This is a genomic window from Sphingomonas flavescens (assembly GCF_030866745.1).
GTDB classification, from domain to species: domain Bacteria; phylum Pseudomonadota; class Alphaproteobacteria; order Sphingomonadales; family Sphingomonadaceae; genus Sphingomicrobium; species Sphingomicrobium flavescens.
The window spans coordinates 2170512-2190367 of record NZ_CP133016.1 but is presented as its reverse complement, the minus strand read 5'-3'; the positions used below and the strand labels follow the sequence as shown (position 1 = coordinate 2190367).

At 63.9% G+C, this 19856-nt stretch carries 17 protein-coding genes; 7 read left to right on the top strand and 10 right to left on the bottom strand.

The genetic code is table 11. The features are described from left to right. Positions 1-126: 126 nt before the first annotated feature. Both QU596_RS11215 and QU596_RS11210 read right to left on the bottom strand, forming a co-directional pair. A complete protein-coding gene (locus QU596_RS11215) occupies positions 127-3423 on the bottom strand; it encodes a TonB-dependent receptor plug domain-containing protein (RefSeq protein ID WP_308515597.1) in 3297 nt (1098 codons plus the stop codon). A 175-nt stretch (positions 3424-3598) separates the two neighbouring features. Beyond that, complete coding sequence (locus tag QU596_RS11210) at positions 3599-4870, bottom strand: aspartyl/asparaginyl beta-hydroxylase domain-containing protein (protein WP_308515596.1); 1272 nt, start codon at positions 4868-4870, stop codon at positions 3599-3601. A gap of 90 nt (positions 4871-4960) precedes the next feature. Between QU596_RS11210 and QU596_RS11205 the strand changes: the two genes are divergently transcribed. After that, on the top strand, positions 4961-5911 hold the full coding sequence (locus tag QU596_RS11205; protein ID WP_308515595.1) for a prolyl hydroxylase family protein: 951 nt from the start codon (positions 4961-4963) through the stop codon (positions 5909-5911). 53 nt (positions 5912-5964) lie between these two features. On the opposite strand, the gene QU596_RS11200 is transcribed toward QU596_RS11205, so the two are convergent. Then, complete coding sequence (locus QU596_RS11200) at positions 5965-9168, bottom strand: TonB-dependent receptor domain-containing protein (RefSeq protein ID WP_308515594.1); 3204 nt, start codon at positions 9166-9168, stop codon at positions 5965-5967. Between the two features lie 212 nt (positions 9169-9380). On the opposite strand from QU596_RS11200, the gene QU596_RS11195 reads away from it, so the two are divergent. Then, entirely contained in the window at positions 9381-9923 is a 543-nt protein-coding gene (locus tag QU596_RS11195; protein WP_308515593.1) for a hypothetical protein, read from the top strand. On the opposite strand, the gene QU596_RS11190 is transcribed toward QU596_RS11195, so the two are convergent. Together QU596_RS11190 and xseA are read right to left on the bottom strand one after the other, a co-directional pair. Continuing rightward, entirely contained in the window at positions 9920-10126 is a 207-nt protein-coding gene (locus QU596_RS11190; protein WP_308515592.1) for a DUF2093 domain-containing protein, read from the bottom strand. The genes QU596_RS11195 and QU596_RS11190 overlap by 4 nt on opposite strands. A gap of 2 nt (positions 10127-10128) precedes the next feature. Next, positions 10129-11523, bottom strand: coding sequence for an exodeoxyribonuclease VII large subunit (gene xseA / locus QU596_RS11185; protein WP_308515591.1), 1395 nt, complete (start codon positions 11521-11523; stop codon positions 10129-10131). Between xseA and purD the strand changes: the two genes are divergently transcribed. Genes purD through QU596_RS11170 form a run of 3 tightly spaced genes read left to right on the top strand, consistent with a single transcriptional unit; the run spans position 11516 to position 13767 of the window. Next, entirely contained in the window at positions 11516-12769 is a 1254-nt protein-coding gene (gene purD / locus QU596_RS11180) for a phosphoribosylamine--glycine ligase (RefSeq protein WP_308515590.1), read from the top strand. The two genes, xseA and purD, sit on opposite strands and share 8 nt — an antisense overlap. Continuing rightward, a complete protein-coding gene (locus QU596_RS11175) occupies positions 12766-13275 on the top strand; it encodes a hypothetical protein (protein WP_308515589.1) in 510 nt (169 codons plus the stop codon). The genes purD and QU596_RS11175 overlap by 4 nt, the downstream gene beginning before the upstream one ends. Positions 13276-13278: 3 nt before the next feature. Beyond that, positions 13279-13767, top strand: coding sequence for a helix-hairpin-helix domain-containing protein (locus tag QU596_RS11170; protein ID WP_308515588.1), 489 nt, complete (start codon positions 13279-13281; stop codon positions 13765-13767). Here the strand turns inward: QU596_RS11170 and QU596_RS11165 are convergent. Continuing rightward, entirely contained in the window at positions 13764-15107 is a 1344-nt protein-coding gene (locus QU596_RS11165; RefSeq protein WP_308515587.1) for a hemolysin family protein, read from the bottom strand. The genes QU596_RS11170 and QU596_RS11165 overlap by 4 nt on opposite strands. Positions 15108-15227: 120 nt before the next feature. Here QU596_RS11165 and QU596_RS11160 point away from each other — a divergent pair, with 120 nt between their 5' ends. Continuing rightward, a complete protein-coding gene (locus QU596_RS11160; RefSeq protein ID WP_308515586.1) occupies positions 15228-15887 on the top strand; it encodes an OmpA family protein in 660 nt (219 codons plus the stop codon). Here QU596_RS11160 and QU596_RS11155 read toward each other — a convergent pair. Then, positions 15884-16312, bottom strand: a complete 429-nt coding sequence (locus QU596_RS11155; protein ID WP_308515585.1) for a nucleoside deaminase — start codon at positions 16310-16312, stop codon at positions 15884-15886. The two genes, QU596_RS11160 and QU596_RS11155, sit on opposite strands and share 4 nt — an antisense overlap. A gap of 65 nt (positions 16313-16377) precedes the next feature. Next, on the bottom strand, positions 16378-16659 hold the full coding sequence (locus QU596_RS11150; RefSeq protein ID WP_308515584.1) for a hypothetical protein: 282 nt from the start codon (positions 16657-16659) through the stop codon (positions 16378-16380). 193 nt (positions 16660-16852) lie between these two features. Between QU596_RS11150 and rpmB the strand changes: the two genes are divergently transcribed. Further along, positions 16853-17149 (top strand): 50S ribosomal protein L28, encoded by a 297-nt coding sequence (rpmB, locus tag QU596_RS11145; RefSeq protein ID WP_308515583.1) that lies wholly within the window; start codon positions 16853-16855, stop codon positions 17147-17149. Between the two features lie 205 nt (positions 17150-17354). Here rpmB and QU596_RS11140 read toward each other — a convergent pair whose 3' ends face one another. Together QU596_RS11140 and cobT are read right to left on the bottom strand one after the other, a co-directional pair. Next, positions 17355-17939, bottom strand: a complete 585-nt coding sequence (locus QU596_RS11140; RefSeq protein ID WP_308515582.1) for an SOS response-associated peptidase — start codon at positions 17937-17939, stop codon at positions 17355-17357. 6 nt (positions 17940-17945) lie between these two features. Next, on the bottom strand, positions 17946-19766 hold the full coding sequence (gene cobT, locus QU596_RS11135; protein WP_308515581.1) for a cobaltochelatase subunit CobT: 1821 nt from the start codon (positions 19764-19766) through the stop codon (positions 17946-17948). Between the last annotated feature and the right edge of the window lie 90 nt (positions 19767-19856).

Here is a 19856-nt window from a genome sequence, read left to right as displayed (position 1 = left end):
TCCTTGAAAAGTCCGTCGAACGTTCGTCGCACCCTTATCATTGGTCAAGGTGCAGGGACCGCCGTTCGTCGAAAAAGAAAGGGCGGCGCAAGCGCCGCCCTTCCCCCTGTCAATTCAGCCCGTGGCTTAGAGGCCACGCTCCGGAGCCGGAGCCGGCGGCGGCGGCGGCGGCGGCGGAGCCGGGCACGCTGCAGTCGCCAGGATCACCGAACCGTCGGCGCAGGTCTGCGTCGCCGGAGCTTCCGGCGGCGGCGGCGGCGGAGCCGGCGGAGCGACATATTCCGCAACCTTCTTCGCCGGGTCCAGATCGACGCGAGCGCCGATGCGGAAGTAGCGACCGATGAACAGACGATCCGACCAGGCCGGGTTGAACTGGTAGATCGAGTAACCGGCGTTCACGTCGAGCGGCGGCTTCTTGTTGGTGAGGTTCAGAACGTCACCGTAGAGGGTCAGGAAGCTCGTCGGCTTGAATTCCGCGTGAGCATCCAACCACCACGACGCCTTGACGTGGCACTGAACCGGATCACCGTTGTCATAGGTGACGAGCTGACCCGAGTTCGCCGAGGCCTGGCAGTCCTTGTAGAAGCCTCCCGAGTCCGTCGCCGTCGGCGAGTAACCCGAGCTGTAGTTCGCCGTCAGCGTGAAGTTGGCGCGTTCACCGAAGTTCACGGTGTTCTGCCAAATCGCACGCAGCTTCGGCGCACCCGAGCAGGACGTCCAGCCGCACGGGCCGAGCGTTCCGTCGTAACGCTCAATTCCGCCGCTGTCGTACTGCTTCTGCAGCTTCAGCAAGTAAGAAACGTTGGCCTGGCTGCGCAGCGAGATCCCGCTGTTGATCGGGAAGCGAACGTCAGCCGAGAAGTCGATACCCTTGCCCATGAACGAGTCGACGTTCTGGAACGGTGACTGGATGAAGCCGAGCAGCGGCAACGCATTCGGGTTCTGCGGATCGGGAGTACCCGGCAGCACGATCACACCCGGCGCGTTCACGACGCCATTGTTCTGATAGTACTGGTTGAAGATATCCGCGGTCGCCGAAGGCGGGCTGATGATGCCCTTGATCTTCGTGTGCCAGTAATCGGCCGTGAAGGTGATGTTCCGACGCGGCTGGATAACCGTACCCAGCGTGTAGGAAGTCGACTTCTCCGGCTTCAGGTTCGGGTTGCCAGCCGAGGTCAGACCGTAGCTGTACGTTCCCGAATAGTAGGCCGGGTTGCTGGCGTGCGCCGCGCAGAACGCAGCATATTGCGGCTGCGTGCAGACGATCGACGCGCTGGTGTAGCCCGTCGCCGGCAGCTGGAACGACTCGTTGAAGTTCGGTGCACGGAAGCCCTTCGACCAGGTGCCGCGAAGCTTGATCTCGCGGATCGGGGTGAACTCACCCTCGAACTTCGGCGAGAACGCCTTCTGACCCGTCGAGTAGTGATCGTACGAGCCGGAAGCCTTCACGCGGAGCTGCTCCACGATCGGGGCCGAGACTTCGTACGACAGCGACCAGACGTTGCGCGCGCCCTTCACGCCAACGGCGTTGATGCCGTAGTAGCGGGCATAGGGATCGACGTCGTTCGTCGGGTTGGCGCTCGGGTTGTTGAGCGCTTCGTGACGATACTGCGCACCGACAGCAACGTTCAGCATGCCGCCCGGGAGGCGGAAGATGTCGCGACCGATAGCGCCCTGAACCTGCCACAGCTTCGAAGTTGCGGTCTTGTCGCTCGGCAGGAACACCGAGTCCAGAACTGCCTGGCTGTTCGCGTTCTGATCGACGAAGTTATAGCGGCCCGTGCCGATCGCGCTGATCAGGTTACGGAGGAACGGGAAACCACGCGTGTGAATGTCGAGGTCCACGCGCGATGCCGTTGCACCGATGTTGTAATCGAAGCCGCTGAACGTGCCGCTGGCGCCGACCATTGCACGGTAGGTGCGGGCGTCGGTGCGGGTGGTCGTCGGGATGTTCGACGTCGCCGTCAACAGACCCGGCTGGCCCGCAGCCGCAAACGGGTTGTTCGGGTTCAGCGTGCCGTTCTGCGCATTACATCCCGTGAACGTCAGGTCGCCCGAGATGTTACCCGTCGCCGGATTGGTGCCAACGACGCCAACGGCGCCCGGGCAGACATAGACCGGGAGGATGACGCGGCTGACCGAGACACGACGGCCCGCAGGCGTGGTGCTGTCGGTGAAGCTACGCGGCGAACCCGAGTTGAAGGTCTTCGTGTTGTAGTAGTTCAACAGGATGAACGCGTCAGTATCGCCGAAGCGCTTCGTCGCACGAACCGCGCCGCCCTTGCGGGTGATGCCGGCGTTGTACATCTGGAACTGATTAACGCGGTCCTGCTGGCAAACGATGCCGTTGGTCGGCGTGTTTGCAATCCGCTGCGCAGCAGTCAGCGTAACCGGGGTGGTGTTCGCCGTGCAGCCATTCAGATACTGGTACGGGCCCGCATTCGCGAGGGTGGTCGGATTGAGCGGACGGACAGCCGCAGCTTCGGTAGCGCCAAAGCCAAGATACGAACCGTCATACTGGATGCCGTTACGAACCGCGTTGAACAAACAGCCCTGATCGGCGGTGCCGCAGATCTGGCTCAGGTCACCGGTGTTGAACGGATAACCGCGCTGACGCGAGTACAGCGGGTCGTTCTTCTGCCATTCGACGTTGGCGTAGACGTTGTAGCCGTCGTCCGAGAGGCTGCCGAAACCGGCGGTCAGGCTGCCGCGGTATTCCTTGGCGTCGCCCTTCTGCGATATGCCGAAGGAGCCGTTGGCGTGCAGGCCCTGGACTTCCTTCTTGGTGATCACGTTGACCACGCCCGCGATGGCGTCCGAACCGTAGGTCGCCGACGCGCCGTCGAGCAGCGTGTCGATGCGGCCGACGATCGCGTTCGGCATCGAGTTCATGTCGACGATGTTACGCTGCGTATCGTCCGCGAGCGGATAGACCGCCGAGCGCATGCCGTCGAACAGGACCAGCGTGTACGCGTCGTTGAAGCCGCGCAGCGACGGAGCGCTGGCGCCGGTGGTGAAGCCGAAGGCCGACCAGCTCGGAGGAACCGTACCGGCGTTGTTGGCGGTCAGCGTCTGCACATATTCCGTGACAGTCGAGATGCCGCGCTTCTGGATGTCGTCGGCAGTGACCGAAACGACCGGCGACGCCGTGGCGGCGGCCGGATTGCGGCTGATCGTGCCGGTGATGACGATTTCCTTGGTGTCGGCCGGAGCAGCCGCGGCGGAAGGCGGCGTCGCATCCGTCGTCGTGCTCTGGTTAGCAGCAGCAGCCTGCGCCGCATCCTGCTGCGCGGACGAGTCGTTGCTCGTCGTCGGCGCGATCTGCGCAAACGCAGGCGTCGCGAACAGAGTCGCCAACGCCACCGCCGTCAATGCGCTACCTGCCCGGAGGGCGGTCGCAGCGCGATTTGCCGTAGTCGTCATGTAAAACCTTTCTCCCCGAAGGCCGGATGGCCTTCAAAAATAACTTCGGCCAATGGACCGCAAGTGGGGTGCGGATAGGACTGCTCATCTTGAAGTGGCAATCCCGCAGAGGGCGTCGCCTGACTTTAGTTAGTCCACTGTGACAATTGGAGCACAGTCGGGAAGTCGACAATATTTAACCCGCGACCGACGCCTTTTCCCGGTCAGCAACGTCATAAATCCGAGAAATCATCGCCCGCTCGGCGTCGCCAAGATGCGGGTTCCAGCAGTCCAGGATGAGTACGGCACGATCCTGATCGCTGCGGTTCCAGGCTTCGTGCTCGATCGTATCGTCGAAGGCGAACGCCTCTCCTTCGCGCCACTCGCGAGTTTCGCCGCCGACGCGAAAAGCGCATCCGGGCGGAACGATCAGCGGAAGGTGGATAATCGCCCGCGTATTCGTGACGCCCGTGTGGGGCGGGATGTGCTTGCCCGCCTGGAGGATGGAGAAGAATATGGTCGGGGCGCGCCCGGGGATAGCTGCTAGCGGGAACTGTTCAACCAATGCGGCAGTTTGCGGTGCCCGCGCGCAGGCATCGGCGATGCGCTCGCCGTCGCGCCAGAGATGCAAGGCACTCCACGCCGCCGAATTATTGAGGCCAGTCCACACGTTTTCCGGCGTTCCTGCCGGCATCGTCACGTAGGGCGTCAGACCTGGATCCTCGGACTTGAGCAGCGCGATCAGTTCCGCGCGGATCATCGCGGTTTGCGCTTCCAGGTCCGACAACCACGGGAAGTGCTCGCGATCGAAGAATTCGTCGGCAGGCAGGAAGGGATAGTGGAGACCGAAGCACTGGTTCGCGTAAACCTTTCGGCGTCCCAGCATCAATTCCATCGCGGCCGTGGCCCGGCGCCGGTCGCGCGGCGAAACCTTCGCGAGATCGTGGTCCAACTCGACGTGCAGCGCGTCGGCAAGCCGGGTCGTTTGCGCGGCGACAAATTCGCGCGCGTGGTCGAAGATTTGACGTAGCTCGGGACCGGCGTTGGGATGCTCGAGCGCAAGCGCGGCTACGCCCGCCCAGCGGGTGGTCGCCTCCCCATGCTCGCCGCAGCGCTCGAGGAGCTGGGCAAAGCGGATGTTGGTCATCAGATGACGCTGATCGGTCAGCAGAGCGGCTTCAAGCGCCGCGCGTTCCCCCGCATCGTCCTGTGCCAGACGATGCGCCTTGGCGAGATTGAGCCACAGCGCGGTGGCCTTCGGATCCGCGGTGGTGGCGGCGGCGAAATGACGAAGTGCAACCAGCAGATCGTCGCGATCCAGCGCGGCCATACCCAGCATGTTATGGGCGATCGGGTGATCGGGATTAAGCGTCAGTGCGGCTTCGGCCTCCCGGATGGCCTCCGCCGGTCTCCCCTGTTGCTGCGCCTGCGCGGCACGGGCGAGATGCTGTTCGGCGGTCGTTTGCACTCGCGGAAATGAGCGGCTCCCGGCGCCGCGGTCAAGTGTCAGCAGGGCGTCTGGTTTCGGCCATCAGTGGCTTATGGCAATAGGCTGGTCATGTCCGTCGAACGTCTCCAGCGCGCAATTAACCTGATCCATGCCAACGACCAGGCCGGAGCCGAAGAAGTGCGCGCTCTGGCCTTCACCGGTGATCCGCAGGCGCTGTTCGTGCTTGCACATCTCCATTGGAGCGAAACGCTTGTAGACCAGGATCCGGTTCGCGCTCGCGCCCTCTTCGAAGCCGCGGCTGCGCGTGGTCATGTCCAGGCAAATCTCGTGGTGACCAACCTCCTGGCGAGTGGCGTTGCGGGCCGGCGCGATTGGGCGGCCGCGATCGGTCGGCTTCGGGTCGAGGCAGGCAAGATCCCGGCGCGCACCGCATCCCTCCAGTTGCTGCAAGCAATGAAACTCGATTCCTCAGGCGAGCCCACGCAAATGCCCGCGAGCAGGAACGTGGCCGACAGACCCGACGCTCGCCTCTTCGAAAAACTTCTGACGCCGCAAGAATGCCAATATCTCGTTGCGGCTGCTGGTCAGTTTGAACCTTCGATGGTCTACGACGCCGTGGGACAGCTCGTGCAGGACACGATCCGCACCTCGGATGGCGCGTCATTCAGCTGGGACAGCGAAGATCCCGCAATCCATGCTCTCAACCGGCGCGTCGCGGCTGCTTCCGGCACCCGCTACGATCAGGGCGAGGCGTTGCAGGTTCTGCGCTACTCCCCGGGACAAGAGTATCGCCCGCATTTCGACTGGGTAGATGGTGCGCCCAATCAGCGCATTTGGACCGCCCTGATTTACCTCAACGACGATTATGAAGGCGGCGCGACGGCATTCGTTCGAACGGGCGTCGAAGTTCGCGGACGGACTGGCGATGTCCTTCTGTTCAGCAACGTGGGTGCGGACGGCAACGCGGACCAGCTTGCCGAGCACGCGGGGATGCCCGTGACCAGCGGGACCAAGTATCTCGCCACGCGCTGGATCCGCGAGCGGCGCTGGATCCCATAAAAAAAGAGGCGGACCCGAAGGCCCGCCTCTCCCCTTTGAACTTCACGAACTTCCTAGAACTTGATCCGGGCGCCCGCCGCAAACCGGCGACCCAGCGAGTCGTAGGTCGACGGATAGGTATTGCCGCTGTTGAACGACGATGTACCGGCGCTGTTACCAACGATCGGCGGATCCTTATCGAACAGGTTCTGGACCGTGAACGTCAGGTCGAAATGCTCGTTGACGTTAAAGCGGGTCGAGAGATCGATGTAATGGAACGCCGGGATCCGGTTGAAATTTACGGTCTGGCCATTGTAGGTGCCCGGCGCGTTGAACAGCGGAGACGTGCTCGGCCGCGTGTTGACCGTTCCGTTGAACAGGTAGCGGTTGCAGGTACCCGGCTGCGCGCCGGCGCCTGCCGCAACGCAGTTCACACCCGTGAAGCCACGCGCCGCGAAATCGCCGGCCGTACCCTCGTACTTCAGTGGGCTCAGGTAACGCCACAGAACCGACAGGTCGACACGACCAAGCGACAGGGTCGCACGAGTGTTGAATGACCATTCCGGATTTGGCGAGGCGCAGTTGACGCTGAAGTAACCGGTGCACTCACGATTGATCGAGGCCGCCGTGGCCTGGAATTTACCGCTGCGAGTCCAGTTGCCGCCGGTCGCGATCGCAAACTTCGCCGGCGCATTCATGATCGAGCCCAGCGAGTGACGATAGTCGAGGGTGAAGTCGACACCGTCGGTCGAGATCTTGCCGAGGTTCGACAGCTGACGCGGCAGGCCGAAGGTGGTCGCCGGGCTGCCCGACAAACCGCCGGTATCCGGGTTACGCCGGATTGAAGTACAAGCCGGGTTGGATGCGGAAGATGCCGTGATGTTGCCGAAGCAGGCGTTGATCACGTCGCCGGCAGTCGGTGCTGCCACCGCGAGCTTAATCTTGATGTTGTAGTAATCGACCGTCGCCGTCAGTCCCGGGATGAAGCGCGGACGAATGACCACACCGGCGGTGTAGGTGTTCGCGGTTTCCGGTTTCAGGAACGGGTTGCCGCCCGACGTCTGATTGGCCTGGCCCGAGATCGGCTGCGGAAGGCTGCCGATAAGCGCGGCCGGAGCACCCTGCGCGAGGCAGACTGCCGTCAAGTTCGCATTACCATTCGTGTTGGTTCCGGCGCACGGATCGGCCGTCAGCGCAATCAGTCCGACCGTAACCGGCGAGAACAGCTCGCCGATATTCGGGGCGCGGACGGCGTGGTTGTACGCACCGCGGAACTTCAGATCGCGAACCGGCGACCAGCTGCCGGCGACCTTCCAGGTCGTCGTGTTGAAGCTGGTGTTAGCTGGCGCACCGATCGTGTAGTGCGACCGGCGGATACCCGCTTCAAGTTGCAGCTCTTCGAAGAACGGACGATCGGAGACGATCGGCGCGATCACTTCCGCGAACGCGTCGTAGACGTCGAACTTACCGTTGATGTCCGGAGCAGCGCCGCCGGCGCCACCCAGTTCGCCGGCCGTCTTCGCAAGACTGTCGGCGCGCTGGCTGGCCGTGTACTTGCGGTACTCACCGCCGACCGCGAAGCCGACTGGGTTCTTGGCCCAGAGTTGCAGCGGCGTGTCGCCATTGATGGTGGCCCGCGCCTGCGACAGCACCGATTGAACCCGCGTCGTCGATTCCTGGCTGATGAAGCCGGCCATCGCTGGCGTAATGCTACCTTCCGGCCCGAACAGGTTCAGCGGAACGCAGCTATTGCTGGTGTCGATACACGCCGTCGGCGTGAGAGCCAGCAGCGACTGCCGGGCACGCGACGTCAGAACGTAGTTCTGAATCGTCTGCGTCTTGTTGCTGATGCCGCGCGAGCCGAAGACGTCGAAACCGATCTTGTCGGTGATGTCGCCGCGGATACCGGCACGGAAGTCGAACATCTGCGTGTTGTAGTCACTGACGCGTGGACCGACTTCTGGCATGCGGCGGTTGGCCTGGACGGTCACGGTGCGATAGGCCGCCGTCCCCGGTCCACCGGTGGTGGTGATCGCCGCCGCGCACTCGGCTGCCGTCAGCAGCTGGGTGCCGCTAACGTTCGGGTTCGAGTCCGCGTTCGCGCACAGGAAATTGCGCTGCGCGGTCGACAGGAACGGGTTGTTCAGGTTGATCGCGACGTTGGTCGAGAACAAGCCGGACGGAGCGATGATCGTGTCGACCGTGGTGTTGTTGTACATGCCACGGGCGTAGACAGTCAGGTGATCGCTGATGTCGTAGTGACCGGCGCTGAACAGGTTGTAACGCTTAAACGGCGTCTGGAAGACGTTGTACGGGTTGAAGTTGTAGCCCTGATAGAAGGGCACGAAGCTGGTGCCGGTCGGATCGGCCTGGAACGCGCCGGCCGCGACGTCGATACGCGTCGGGGTGGTCGTCGCCGAGGTTGCACCGTTAAGGTTGCCCGGGTCCGCAGAGCTCAACGCGATGTTCGAATACGGACGATCATGGCCCTGATAGACCGGATCGGATTCCTGGTAGCCGATGCTGATTACCGCATTACCGCGGCCATCGTCGAAGTTGGCGCCAAGCGTAAGGTCGCCACGCAGATAATTGCCGTCGCCGCGCTGCGTGATCTGGTCGGAAACCGCGAGCTCCATGCCCGAGAAGTCGCTGCGGGTCACGAAGTTGACGACGCCGCTGACCGCGTCGGCGCCGTAGGTCGAGCTTGCACCGCCGGTGAGCACGTCGACGCGATCGACGAGGGCCAGCGGGATGGTGTTCAAGTCGACGCGCCCGACGAGGTCGACCGGGACGATGCGCACGCCGTCCAGCAGGACGATGTTGCGGTTCGAACCCAGACCGCGAAGGTTGACGTACGCCGAACCGCCGCTGCCGTTGTTGACGTTCTGACCGATGCTCGGCGCCGCGCCCGGGATGGTGCGCAGGATTTCTTCCGCAGTGTTGGTCTGACGAAGCGAGACTTCGTCATGACCAAGAACGGTAACCGGCGCGGAGGCGACCAGGTTGGGGTTGCGGATCAACGTACCCGTGATGACGATTTCTTGCGCGCTGGTCGGCTCGGCCGGAGCAGCCGATTCATTCGACTGCGTGCCTGCTGCAGGCAGGGCGTCCGTCGGTGCGGCCGGGGGCGTGGTGCCTTGCGTGTTGGTCGGCGTCACCGGCGCGGGCGGCACGTTCTCGGGAGTCGTTTGGGACTGGGCGAAAGCCGGAGTCGACAGCGCCATGCCGGCGATGACCGTGGTCGCAAGGAGCGACCCCTTGAAAGTGCTCTTGGACATGTATTTCCCCTTCTGAATGCGGTCACGACCGCATACCCCATCACCGGATTCACCGGCGCTGATGTTCAATTCCTAAGTGTAACAATGCCGACGAATCAATCGGACGCCGCCACCACGGCACAAAAGGTGCGCGCTATGTGTCATTTCGGGCACAGGTTGCATTCGCGTTGAAGTTGCGCAGTTTTTGGTCGGCGAAGAGGGGGGACTTGATCATGCGCAAGCTGAGCCGTTGGGTCATCGCGATCATATGTGCCGCCGGGGTCTCAAGCACTCCGGCTTACACGAAAGCGAAGGAGAAGACTGCTCCATCACCCCTCGTTGCTGCCATCGATCGCTGCCGGCAGATCGGCGATCCAACTCAGCGCCTGGCCTGCTACGATAACGCAGCGGGCGCTTTGGTTCAGGCAGCTAACACCGGCACGGTCGCGATCGTCGACCAAGGGGAAATCCGGAAAGCGCGCCGCTCGCTGTTCGGCTTCACCTTACCGAAGATCCCGTTCTTTTCGGGGGACAGCACGGCAGACGAAGCGCAACGCCGGCTCGATTCCACCATCACGTCAGTGCGGCCGCTGAACAACGGCTATTACCGGATCGTCATCGCGGAAGACAATGCGACGTGGGAGACGTCTGACAGCAGTGTCTCGTTCGATCCGCCGCGCGTTGGACAGAAGATCACGATCCTTCGCGGCCCGCTGGGGAGCTATTTCCTGAGGATCAACGGTCAGATCGGCGTGCGTGGGCGACGCGTCGGTTAGGGCCGGGCCGCCCGTTCGGCCTTAAGGCTGGCGTCGGCGTCGACATAAGCCTCCTGTCGCTCGACGCTCCAGTATTTGAGCTCATGCAGCGGAATTGTGGTGCCCGTTACGGCGCAGACGACATGATCGCCGTCGCTGAGCAATCGGAACGTCCCCGACAGATAATGAACCCGCGCGGCGCGGCCGCCACCGTGCATTAGCATGCTTACTCCTCCGCCGGGTCGAACAGCCCGGGCTGGGAAGCGATGTAGGGTTTGCGGCGCTTCGGCTCAACCGCTCGCGCCGGCGCAGTATCTCCAACCGTCGCATCGACCGCGCCGTCGCCAAACCGCAGGGTAACCTGCTGCGCGGCGCGGGCCGCGGCCGCGCTCGTCAGCGTTGCGCCGTCGCGGGTGGTGACGCGCACGTACCCCTTGGACAACGGCCGCTCGGGATGGACCAGTTCGGCCATCTTCCAGGCAGCCGACAGGCGGTCAGACAGCCGCGCGATACGCTGATCGATCAGATCCTGCCGAAGGCGCCCCGCCACCAAATTCAGGTCCGCCCGAGCGCTGCCGGCCCGTGCTGCAAGAGACCGCGGCAGCCGTTCGCCAATCTCATCCAGACGCTGCACCGCCGGCGCGAACATGGTTTGCGGACTTGGCCAGCGGCAGGTGACGAGTTCGAACCGTTCGCGCTGCCGGTCGACGCGCCGGGCCAGGCAATGCTGGGCCCGGTGCTGCAGTTCATTCAGCTGGGCGGCGAGTTCCGCCCGCACCGGCACCGCCAATTCGGCCGCGGCTGTCGGCGTGGGCGCGCGGAGATCGGATGCGAAGTCGATCAGGGTCGTGTCGGTTTCGTGGCCGACGGCGGAGATGAGCGGGATCGGGCTTTCCGCCGCCGCCCGCACGACGTCTTCCTCGTTGAACGCCCACAAATCCTCGATCGAGCCCCCGCCGCGCGCGACGATCAGCAGATCGGGTTTCGGGGTAAGAGTGGGAAATGCGCGGATAGCCGCCGCGATCTTTGCTGCAGCGCCCTCACCCTGAACCGGCACCGGCCACAGGATCACGTGCGTCGGACAGCGATCCTCGAGCCGATGAAGAATATCGCGGATCACCGCGCCGGTGGGCGAACTGATCACGCCGATGACGCGTGGCAGGAACGGCAGTCGCCGCTTGCGCCCTGCCTCGAAGAGCCCTTCCGCGGCAAGCGCCTTACGACGCTTCTCCAGGAGCGCCAGCAGCGCCCCCTCCCCGGCCAACTCCATCCGCTCGACGACGATCTGATATTTCGAGCGCCCTGGGTAGGTCGTCAGCTTACCGGTGGCGATGACCTCGGCGCCGTCTTCCGGCCGGAAAGCCAGCGTCGCGGCGCTCGTCCGCCAGATCACCGCGTCGATGCAGGCATTCTCGTCCTTGAGCGTGAAGTAGCAATGGCCCGAGCTGTGCCGCTTGAACCCGCTGATCTCCCCGCGCAATCGGACCTGGCCGAAAGCATTCTCGATGGTCCGCTTGAGTGCGCCGGAAAGCTCGGTGACGCTCAGCGCCGGCGAATTGTCGCCCGGCGCGACGTTCGCTAACAGGCCGGCTCGCGTTTCTTCGGGAAGATTGATGGACATATTGCTCTTGGGGTCGGGTGGTCGCGAGGATGCGCTCGCCTGGCGCCTTAGGCAATCGCCGAGCTGCGGCCAACTCATGGCCGCGCCGGGCAACCCGGGTATCGCGCGGTGGGCCGAATGCGTGAAGATCGATCCCGCAGATCCGGCTGCCGTCGTCAGCTTGGCAAAGGAGCATGCGATCGACCTCGTCGTGGTCGGCCCTGAGGCGCCGCTGGTCGCCGGCGTTGCCGATGCGCTGCGTGCACAAGGCATCGCGGTATTCGGGCCGAGCGCCGCCGCTGCACAGCTGGAAGGGTCGAAGGGCTTCACCAAGGACCTGTGCCGCGCGAACGGCATCCCGACCGCGGACTATTCCCGCGTCGACACCATGCAGGATGCCTTGGCCGCGATCGATGACTTCGGCACGCCGGTGGTGATCAAGGCGGACGGGCTCGCTGCTGGCAAGGGCGTGACGGTCGCCATGACCCGGGCCGAAGCGGAAACCGCGATTGCTGCCGCGGGCGACGGACCGATGGTCGTCGAGGAGTTCCTAACCGGCGAGGAGGCCAGCCTGTTCGCCCTCGTCGACGGCGACACCGCGATGTTTCTAGCGTCGGCGCAGGATCACAAGCGCGTCGGGGAAGGCGACACCGGCCCCAACACCGGCGGCATGGGCGCTTATGCCCCCGCTCCGATCCTCACCGAAGAACTTGCCGCCCGCGCAATGGACGAAATTGTGCGGCCGACGGCCCAGGCGATGGTCGAGCAGGGAACGCCGTTCAACGGCGTGCTTTATGCCGGGCTCATGCTGATCGACGAAGGACCGAAACTGATCGAGTATAATGTTCGCTTCGGCGATCCCGAATGCGAGGCGATCATGCCGCTGATCGAGGGCGATTTCGCTGAACTGCTGATGAGCGTCGCGGCGGGGAAACTCAGCGAACCGCCGCGCCTTGCGGACAAGCATTCGATGACCGTCGTCGTCGCGGCGCACGGCTACCCGGGGGCGCCCACCAGCGGTGGCGCAATTCGGGAGATCGAAGCCGCGGAGCAGGTTGAAGGCGTTACGGTCTTCCACGCAGGAACTGCGCGCGGCGAACACGGTCTCATCGCCTGTGGCGGCCGCGTGCTGGCGGTCACCGCTGTCGCCGACAGCTTCGCAAATGCTCGCGCCCGTGCCTACCGCGCCGTCGATCAAATCGACTTCGCGGATGGATTTCATCGCCGCGATATCGGCTGGCGCGAACTCAAGCGGACGATTGCATGAGCGTGCTGATGCCCTACTTCTGGCCGTGCTTTGCGATCGGCCTCGTCGTCGGTGTGATCATCGGCGTATTCGCCTTTCACAAATGGCCGTCCCGCAAGCGCAACATCGCGCTCGGGATCGGCGCGGTCGTTGCAGTCTGCCTGGCATTGGTCTGGCACGGGCCGCTGGGGGCCGCTGACCGCTTCACCGCGACGGTTGAGAAGACCGCCCGGACCGGGCTCGATTATTACGAGACGCCAAACATCCAGGGCAGGCTGCATCGCCATCCGTTGTCCCGAACCCTCGTCCTGACCGGCAAGCCCGCAACCGACTTCCAACGCACCGAACTTGCGCGATTGTTCAGCATGCTACCCGGGGTGAGCAAGGCCCAGTGGGGCAACGACCCTCCGGGCACGCCGCTGATGGTAGAAGGTGGCGCGATTGCCGTGCTGGGCTTCCTTTTTGGTCTGCTGCTCGCCTATCTGATCGAGCTGCACCGTCGCTACAACGCTCAATGGAATTGGTGAACTATGGATTTGATCCGGGAATATTGGTGGCTCGCAATCATCGTCGTGGCGATTATCATCGCCATCGTCTTGCTGCGGCCGAAGCAGCGCGTGCAGTTGACCGATAGCTCACCGATCCGTCCGCACATGACCTCCGCCAAGGCTCCGCCCGAAGGTCGCGGCCTCGCCGGCGAAGCAGCCGCGGCCACCAGCGATGTGACCGGGGACATTCTCCGCGCGCCCGTCCATGCGGTCTTGGATGCCGGCGGTAACCCGGCGGACGATTTGTCGCGAATCAAAGGCGTCGGACCCAAGTTCGCTGATGCCCTGCGCAGTGCGGGCTTCGTCCGGTTCGAGCAGCTCGCGCAGCTGACCCCGACCGAGATCGAGCGCCTCGACGAGCGGCTTGGCTCGTTTCGCGGCCGCATCACGCGTGACCGCGTCGTCGAGCAGGCCGATTATCTTGCCCGCGACGACACGGACGGCTTCGAACAGAAGTTCGGAAAGCTCTAGCCGACGGCTTCGGCTTCGCTCTCGGCCGGCCTCTTGCGCGGCCGTGACGCAATCAACTTGTCGATCTTGCGGCCGTCCATGTCGATGACTTCGAACGACCAGCCGTCGTGGCGAAACTTCTCGCCAGTCTCTGGCAGATGCTTGAGCACGGACAAGGCAAAGCCGGCAACGGTTGAATAGTCGCGGTCGGTCGGCAGGTTGATGCCCAGACGATCGCTTAGGAGGTCCGCGCTGGCCGCGCCCGAGATCAGCCAGCTGCCGTCCTCCCGCTCGATCAACGGAGATTCCTCGCCCTGTTCCAGGTCGTGCGCGAAGGTCCCCGCCAGGGCGGCGAGGATGCTGCCTGGCGTGACGATACCATCGAGATGACCATATTCGTCATGGACGAGCGCAAGCGGCACGTCGGCCGCGCGAAGCACGGCAAGCGCGTCCATTGCGTCCATGAGGTCCGGAATGACCGGCGCCGTCCGGCACAGCCTTTTGAGATCGAGCGGCTCCCCCCGGATGCTGGCGGCTAGCACGTCGCGCGTCTGGATAACTCCAACGATGTTTTCGATCGAGCCGTCGGCAACGGGGATCCGGCTGTGCGGGTTGTCGAGCAATTCCTGCCGGATCTCTTCGGGCGTCGCGGCCACGTCGACCCAGTCGATCTCGGTGCGCGGTGTCATGACCTCACGGACCGGGCGGTCAGCCAGACGTACAATGCCGGAGATCATCGCCCGCTCGTCTTCTTCAAGGACGCCTGCCGTTTGCGCCTCCGCGACCACGAGGTGCAGTTCCTCGGCCGTCACCTGATTCTTCGATCCCTTGTTGAGTCCGATTAGGCGGAAGATCAGCGAGCTCGAGCGATCGAGCAGCCATACGAACGGCGCCGTCACCTTCGATAGCCACAGCAACGGGCGTGACATGATCACCGCGATCGGCTCTGGCGAGCGGAGAGCGATGGTCTTGGGCACGATCTCGCCAATGACTAGCGAGACATAGGTGGTGGCGACGATCACGATGCCGAAGCCGATCGTATGCGCCGTCTCGGTCGAAAGACCGAGTTGCTGCACCCGCTGCGCGACCGGTTCGCCAAGGCTCGCGCCCGAGAAAGCGCCCGCGAAGATCGAGATCAGCGTGATGCCGGTCTGCACCGTCGACAGAAAGCGGCCGGGATCGGACGAGAGATCCAGTGCGCACTGCGCACCGCGGCTACCGCTCTTGGCCATGGCCTTCAGCCGGGCTTCGCGTGATGAGACGATCGCGAGTTCGCTCATCGCCAGCACGCCGTTCAGCACGATCAGCGCGAGGATGAGGAGGACGTCGAGCCAGGGAATGGGGGATAGATGGTCGCTCATGGGCGGCAATCCGCTCTTGCCTTGTCTTGTCGCAGTTCACAAGCGGCGGCGCGAGTTACGCTTGCGGAACCATCGCCACGCACGCAGGGTTTCACGGGTGTTAAAAGGGGAGAGGCGCGAATGTTTTCGGTCCGTCACATCAAGGTAGCATTGGTCGGCGTGGGATTTGCCGCGATCGCCGGCTGCCAGTCTGCGCCCCCTCCGCCGCCGATCGTTCCCGCGGCCTTTCGTCCTTTGGGGACAAGTGCGCCTTACCTGCTCGGCGACGTCGTCGGCGGGCAAAAGACGCGGGCCGCAAAAATGCGTGCGGCAAAGATTAGACCGCTCAGTCCTGCGGAGGCCGGAACGTACATGGCCGAGCTTGATTCGGAATTGCGGCGGCAGACGGCAGGCATGGGACTGGACGTTCTACAAGTCGGTGGAAGCATCGTCATCCGCATCCCGGCCGGTTTCACCTTTGACACAGGCAGTTCTGCCCTGAACGCGTCGACCAACTCCACATTGCTGGAAATCGCGCGGACCGTGAAAACGCGCACACGCACCTATGTCGACGTGCTGGCTCACACCGACACTACGGGCAGCCCGCAGACGAACCAGGCACTCTCCGACAAGCGTGCAGCAGCGGTTGCCGCCTATCTCGCCTCTCGTGGCGTCGCCCGCGCGAGGATTGGATCGAAAGGCCTCGGGGAAAGCTCGCCGCTATATAACCCGGAGGTAGACGAGACCCAGCGCGCGGCCAATCGCCGTATCGAAATCCGGTTGGTCCCCTACCGCAGCTAGCGCCGGCTGGCGAAAAACGCGCGGAGTTGTTCCGCGGCTTCGGCTTCGCCAATTCCGCCAATGACGTCCGGCCGGTGGTGGCAGGTGGGCTGCGTGAAGATGCGCGGTCCATGCACGACGCCGCCGCCTTTCGGGTCTTCGGCCGCAAAACGAAGGGCCTTGAACCGCGCAATGCCGATCGCCGCGGCGCACATGGCGCACGGCTCCAGCGTGACCCACAAGACACATTCATCGAGGCGCGACGTCCCCAGTCTTTCGGCGGCCCGGCGAATGGCAACCATCTCCGCATGCGCGGTCGGATCTGAAGTGCCGCGCATGGCGTTGCGGCTCTCCGCAACGATGCGGTCGCCCAATGTCACGACCGCTCCGACGGGGACCTCGCCATCCATGGCCGCCGCGGCAGCAAGGTCCAGCGCACGGCGCATCGGAGGAGGAAGAGGAAATACGGACATTGCGCCCGCAGCTAGCGAAGGCGCTTGGCGAAGTCAGCCTATTGGGCGTTTCCCGTTGCGGGCGCAGTCTGGTTCTGCACGGGCTTCTGGACTTCGAGGCCGGGGACTTTGACGGTCGTTTCCTTGGCTCCGACCTTCACCGATCCGGTCTCCACGTCGAATGCAGGTGCCTGACCGCCCTTGGCAACAACGCCGTTGTGGGTGGCCGAAATTGCGGGTGCCTGCGCCGGCCGGGTCTGACTGATATTCAGGAATCCGCTGGCGATTGCGCCAATGACAATCAGAACCGCAACAATCAGGATTAGGATGATGGTCCGCATTTTTGAGTCAGTCCCCTGGAATATAACGACGCCGACACGGTCTTTGGACCATGGGGCTCCTAACGCTGTTAAGGCCCTGCGGTTTCGCGGCATCCGGCGGTGGGACAACATTGACGGCCACGGCTTGAGCCGCTAACGGGCGGCGCTCTTCGGGTCCATTGATGGGCTCGCACACAAAATCAGGATTGAGACCATGTCGCGGGTTTGCGAGCTGACCGGCAAGGGCCGGCAGGTGGGTAACAACGTTTCCCACGCCAACAACAAGACGAAGCGGACGTTTCTGCCGAACCTGCAGAACGTGACCCTTCTTTCGGACTCGCTGGGCACCAGCGTTAAGCTTCGCGTGTCCACCCACGGCCTTCGCTCGGTGGAGCATGTCGGCGGCCTCGACAATTGGCTGCTCAAGACGAGCGACGACAAGCTGAGCCCGAAGGTTCGCAAGCTGAAGCGCGAGATTTCCAAGAAGGCGGCTGAGCAGAAAGCCGCTTAAGTCGTCTAACCGACTGACTTTCAACGGAAATTGCTGAACGTAGGCTGCACGTAACGTTCAGCCTTCATTGGCCGCGAATCGCCCATAAGCCCCGTCATGGACGGGGTTTATCCCCTTTTCCCCGTCATGCCTGGAGACAGGCGTTTTCCCTCGCGTCGCGTAACGAGGGGGCCCCAGCGCGCGTAGTTGTGCTGGGGCCATTTTTTTATGTTCGCGGTGCCGGCTGAACCTGGAGGGTTCCGGCTGGTAACGGACCCAACAGATCGCGCGCCGAGGTTCCGTAATCGAGCCAGTCCTTCCACGCAGCGTCGCCCACAACCGCGACTTGGCGGCTGTGATAAGGCGCAACGTCCGGCCCCGGCTCGGTCGTCAGCATCGTGAACGCCTCGCCCACGTCCGGCGCGGTGCGGAACAGCCCGGCGATCCCGATCATCGGCTCGGAAGGGTTGGTGAACAGCCAGCGATCCTTCCGCTTCTGTGCGGCATCGTCCGGCTGGGTGAATTCGTAAAAACCGTCGGTCAGGATCAGGCAGCGTCCGCTAGTGAACTCACGCCCATCCGATCGATAATTGTATACGGGCTTGCCGCCCGGTCCCGGCCAGCTCCAGCGCCGGACGACCAGCTGAAAGCCGCCCTCAGTCATTCGCACGATCGGCGCCGAATCGGTGATGGCGACGTCGCGCGGTTGCAGGTTGGGCACCCCCTCGGGAAAGGTGAGCTGGATGCCGATATCGCGAAAAAGCTGTGCGATCTCATCGATCGACTTGGTCTGCGTGTAGAGATTGCACATGCCGGATCAGTGGCTTTCGAACAGGCTCGCCAGCTGCTCGACCATGGCCCCGGCAAGCTGATCCGCGTCCATGATCGTCACGGCGCGACTGTAGTAGCGGGTCACGTCGTGCCCTATGCCGATGGCAATCAGCTCCACGGTCGAACGCTTCTCGATCCAGTCGATGACCTGGCGCAGGTGTCGCTCGAGGTAGCTGCCGCCGTTGGCCGAAGCCGTCGAATCGTCAACCGGCGCGCCGTCGGAAATGACCATCAGGATTCGGCGCTCTTCTGGCCGCGCAATGAGGCGGTTGTGCGCCCAGAGCAGCGCCTCGCCATCGATGTTCTCCTTGAGCAGACCCTCGCGCATCATCAGGCCGAGGTTGCGGCGGCTGTGGCGATACGGCTCGTCCGCACGCTTGTAGACGATGTGGCGAAGGTCGTTGAGGCGCCCCGGGCTTGGTGGCCGCCCAGCCGACAGCCAGGCTTCGCGGCTCTGTCCGCCTTTCCAGCCGCGCGTCGTGAACCCGAGGACTTCGGTCGCGACACCGCAGCGTTCCAGCGTTCGCGCGAGGATATCGGCGCAGATCGCCGCGATGGCGATCGGCCGGCCGCGCATGGACCCGCTGTTGTCGATTAGCAGCGAGACGACCGTATCCTTGAACTCGGTATCGCGCTCGACCTTGTAGCTGAGCGAATGCCCCGGGCTGATGACCACGCGGGCGAGTCGCGCGGCGTCGAGCAGGCCTTCTTCCTGATCGAAGTCCCAGCTGCGCGCTTGCTGCGCCATCAACCGCCGCTGCAGGCGGTTGGCAAGACGCGTGACCACGTTCTGCAACCCCGCCATCTGCTGATCGAGAAAGGCGCGCAGACGGCCGAGTTCATCGTCGTCGCACAGGTCATGCGCCTCCACGATCTCGTCGAACTTTGTCGTGAAAGCTTTGTAGTCGGTCTCCGGCGAGGGGTCCCAATTGCGGCGGCTCGGGGCGGCGAAGACGCTTTCGCTCAACTCGTCGCCAGCCGAGGATTCGTCCTCCCCCGCTTCCATTTCCTCGCTGGAATCGCCGTCCGCGTTTTCGTCCTCGACTTCTTCGCCGCGCATCTCGGCATCACCGCCGCCCGGCGTTCCATCGTCACCTTCTTCGGGCTTGTCGTCGCTGCCGCCGTCCTCGCCCTCCGAGTCGTCACCGGCATTCTCCGGTTCGTCTTCCGTCGGCTCTTCCGCCGCGGCGAGGTTTAGATCTTCCAGCAGCCGGCGCGACAGGTTTGCGAATGCGGCTTGATCGTCGAGCGTCAGCGCGAGCGCATCGAGTTCGGCAGCCGCACGCTCCTCGATCCACGGCGCGACGAGGTCCAACCCAGCCTTTGCGGCGCGCGGCGGCGCGGCGCCGGTCAATCGCTCGCGGGCGAGAAGCCCAACCGCCGTAGAGAGCGGAACTTCCTCGGCGTTGCGGGCGCGAACGATGGCGTCGGCCCTTACCCGCGCTTCAGTCAGCCGCGCGAGGTTATCGCGAACGCCGGCCATCGCGCGCGCACCCAGCGCCTCGACGCGCGCCGTTTCGAGCGCATCGAACACTGCGCGCGACTCGATGTCCGCCGGCGCAAGGCGGGAGTGAAGCGCCGCGTCATGGAAGCGAAGTCGCAGAGCCACTGCGTCAGCTGCGCCGCGCGCCTCGGCGACCAGTTTAGGTTCGAGAGCCGCTCCTGGCGAGGGCACCCGCGCCACCTTGCCGGACCCAGCGCCGAAGTCGTTCGCGTAGACGACGTCGACATCGCCGTCCCTGGCGATCGCTCGGGACGCGCCAGCAAGCGCTCGGCGAAAGTCATCGAGGGGTGATCGATCGGCCATTTGGCGTGCTTTAGTCGGGCGCTTGTCCACTGGCCAAGGGCGGATTCCGAAAATGGTTAACTTAGGTTGACTCTTAACTGCCACGCCTGC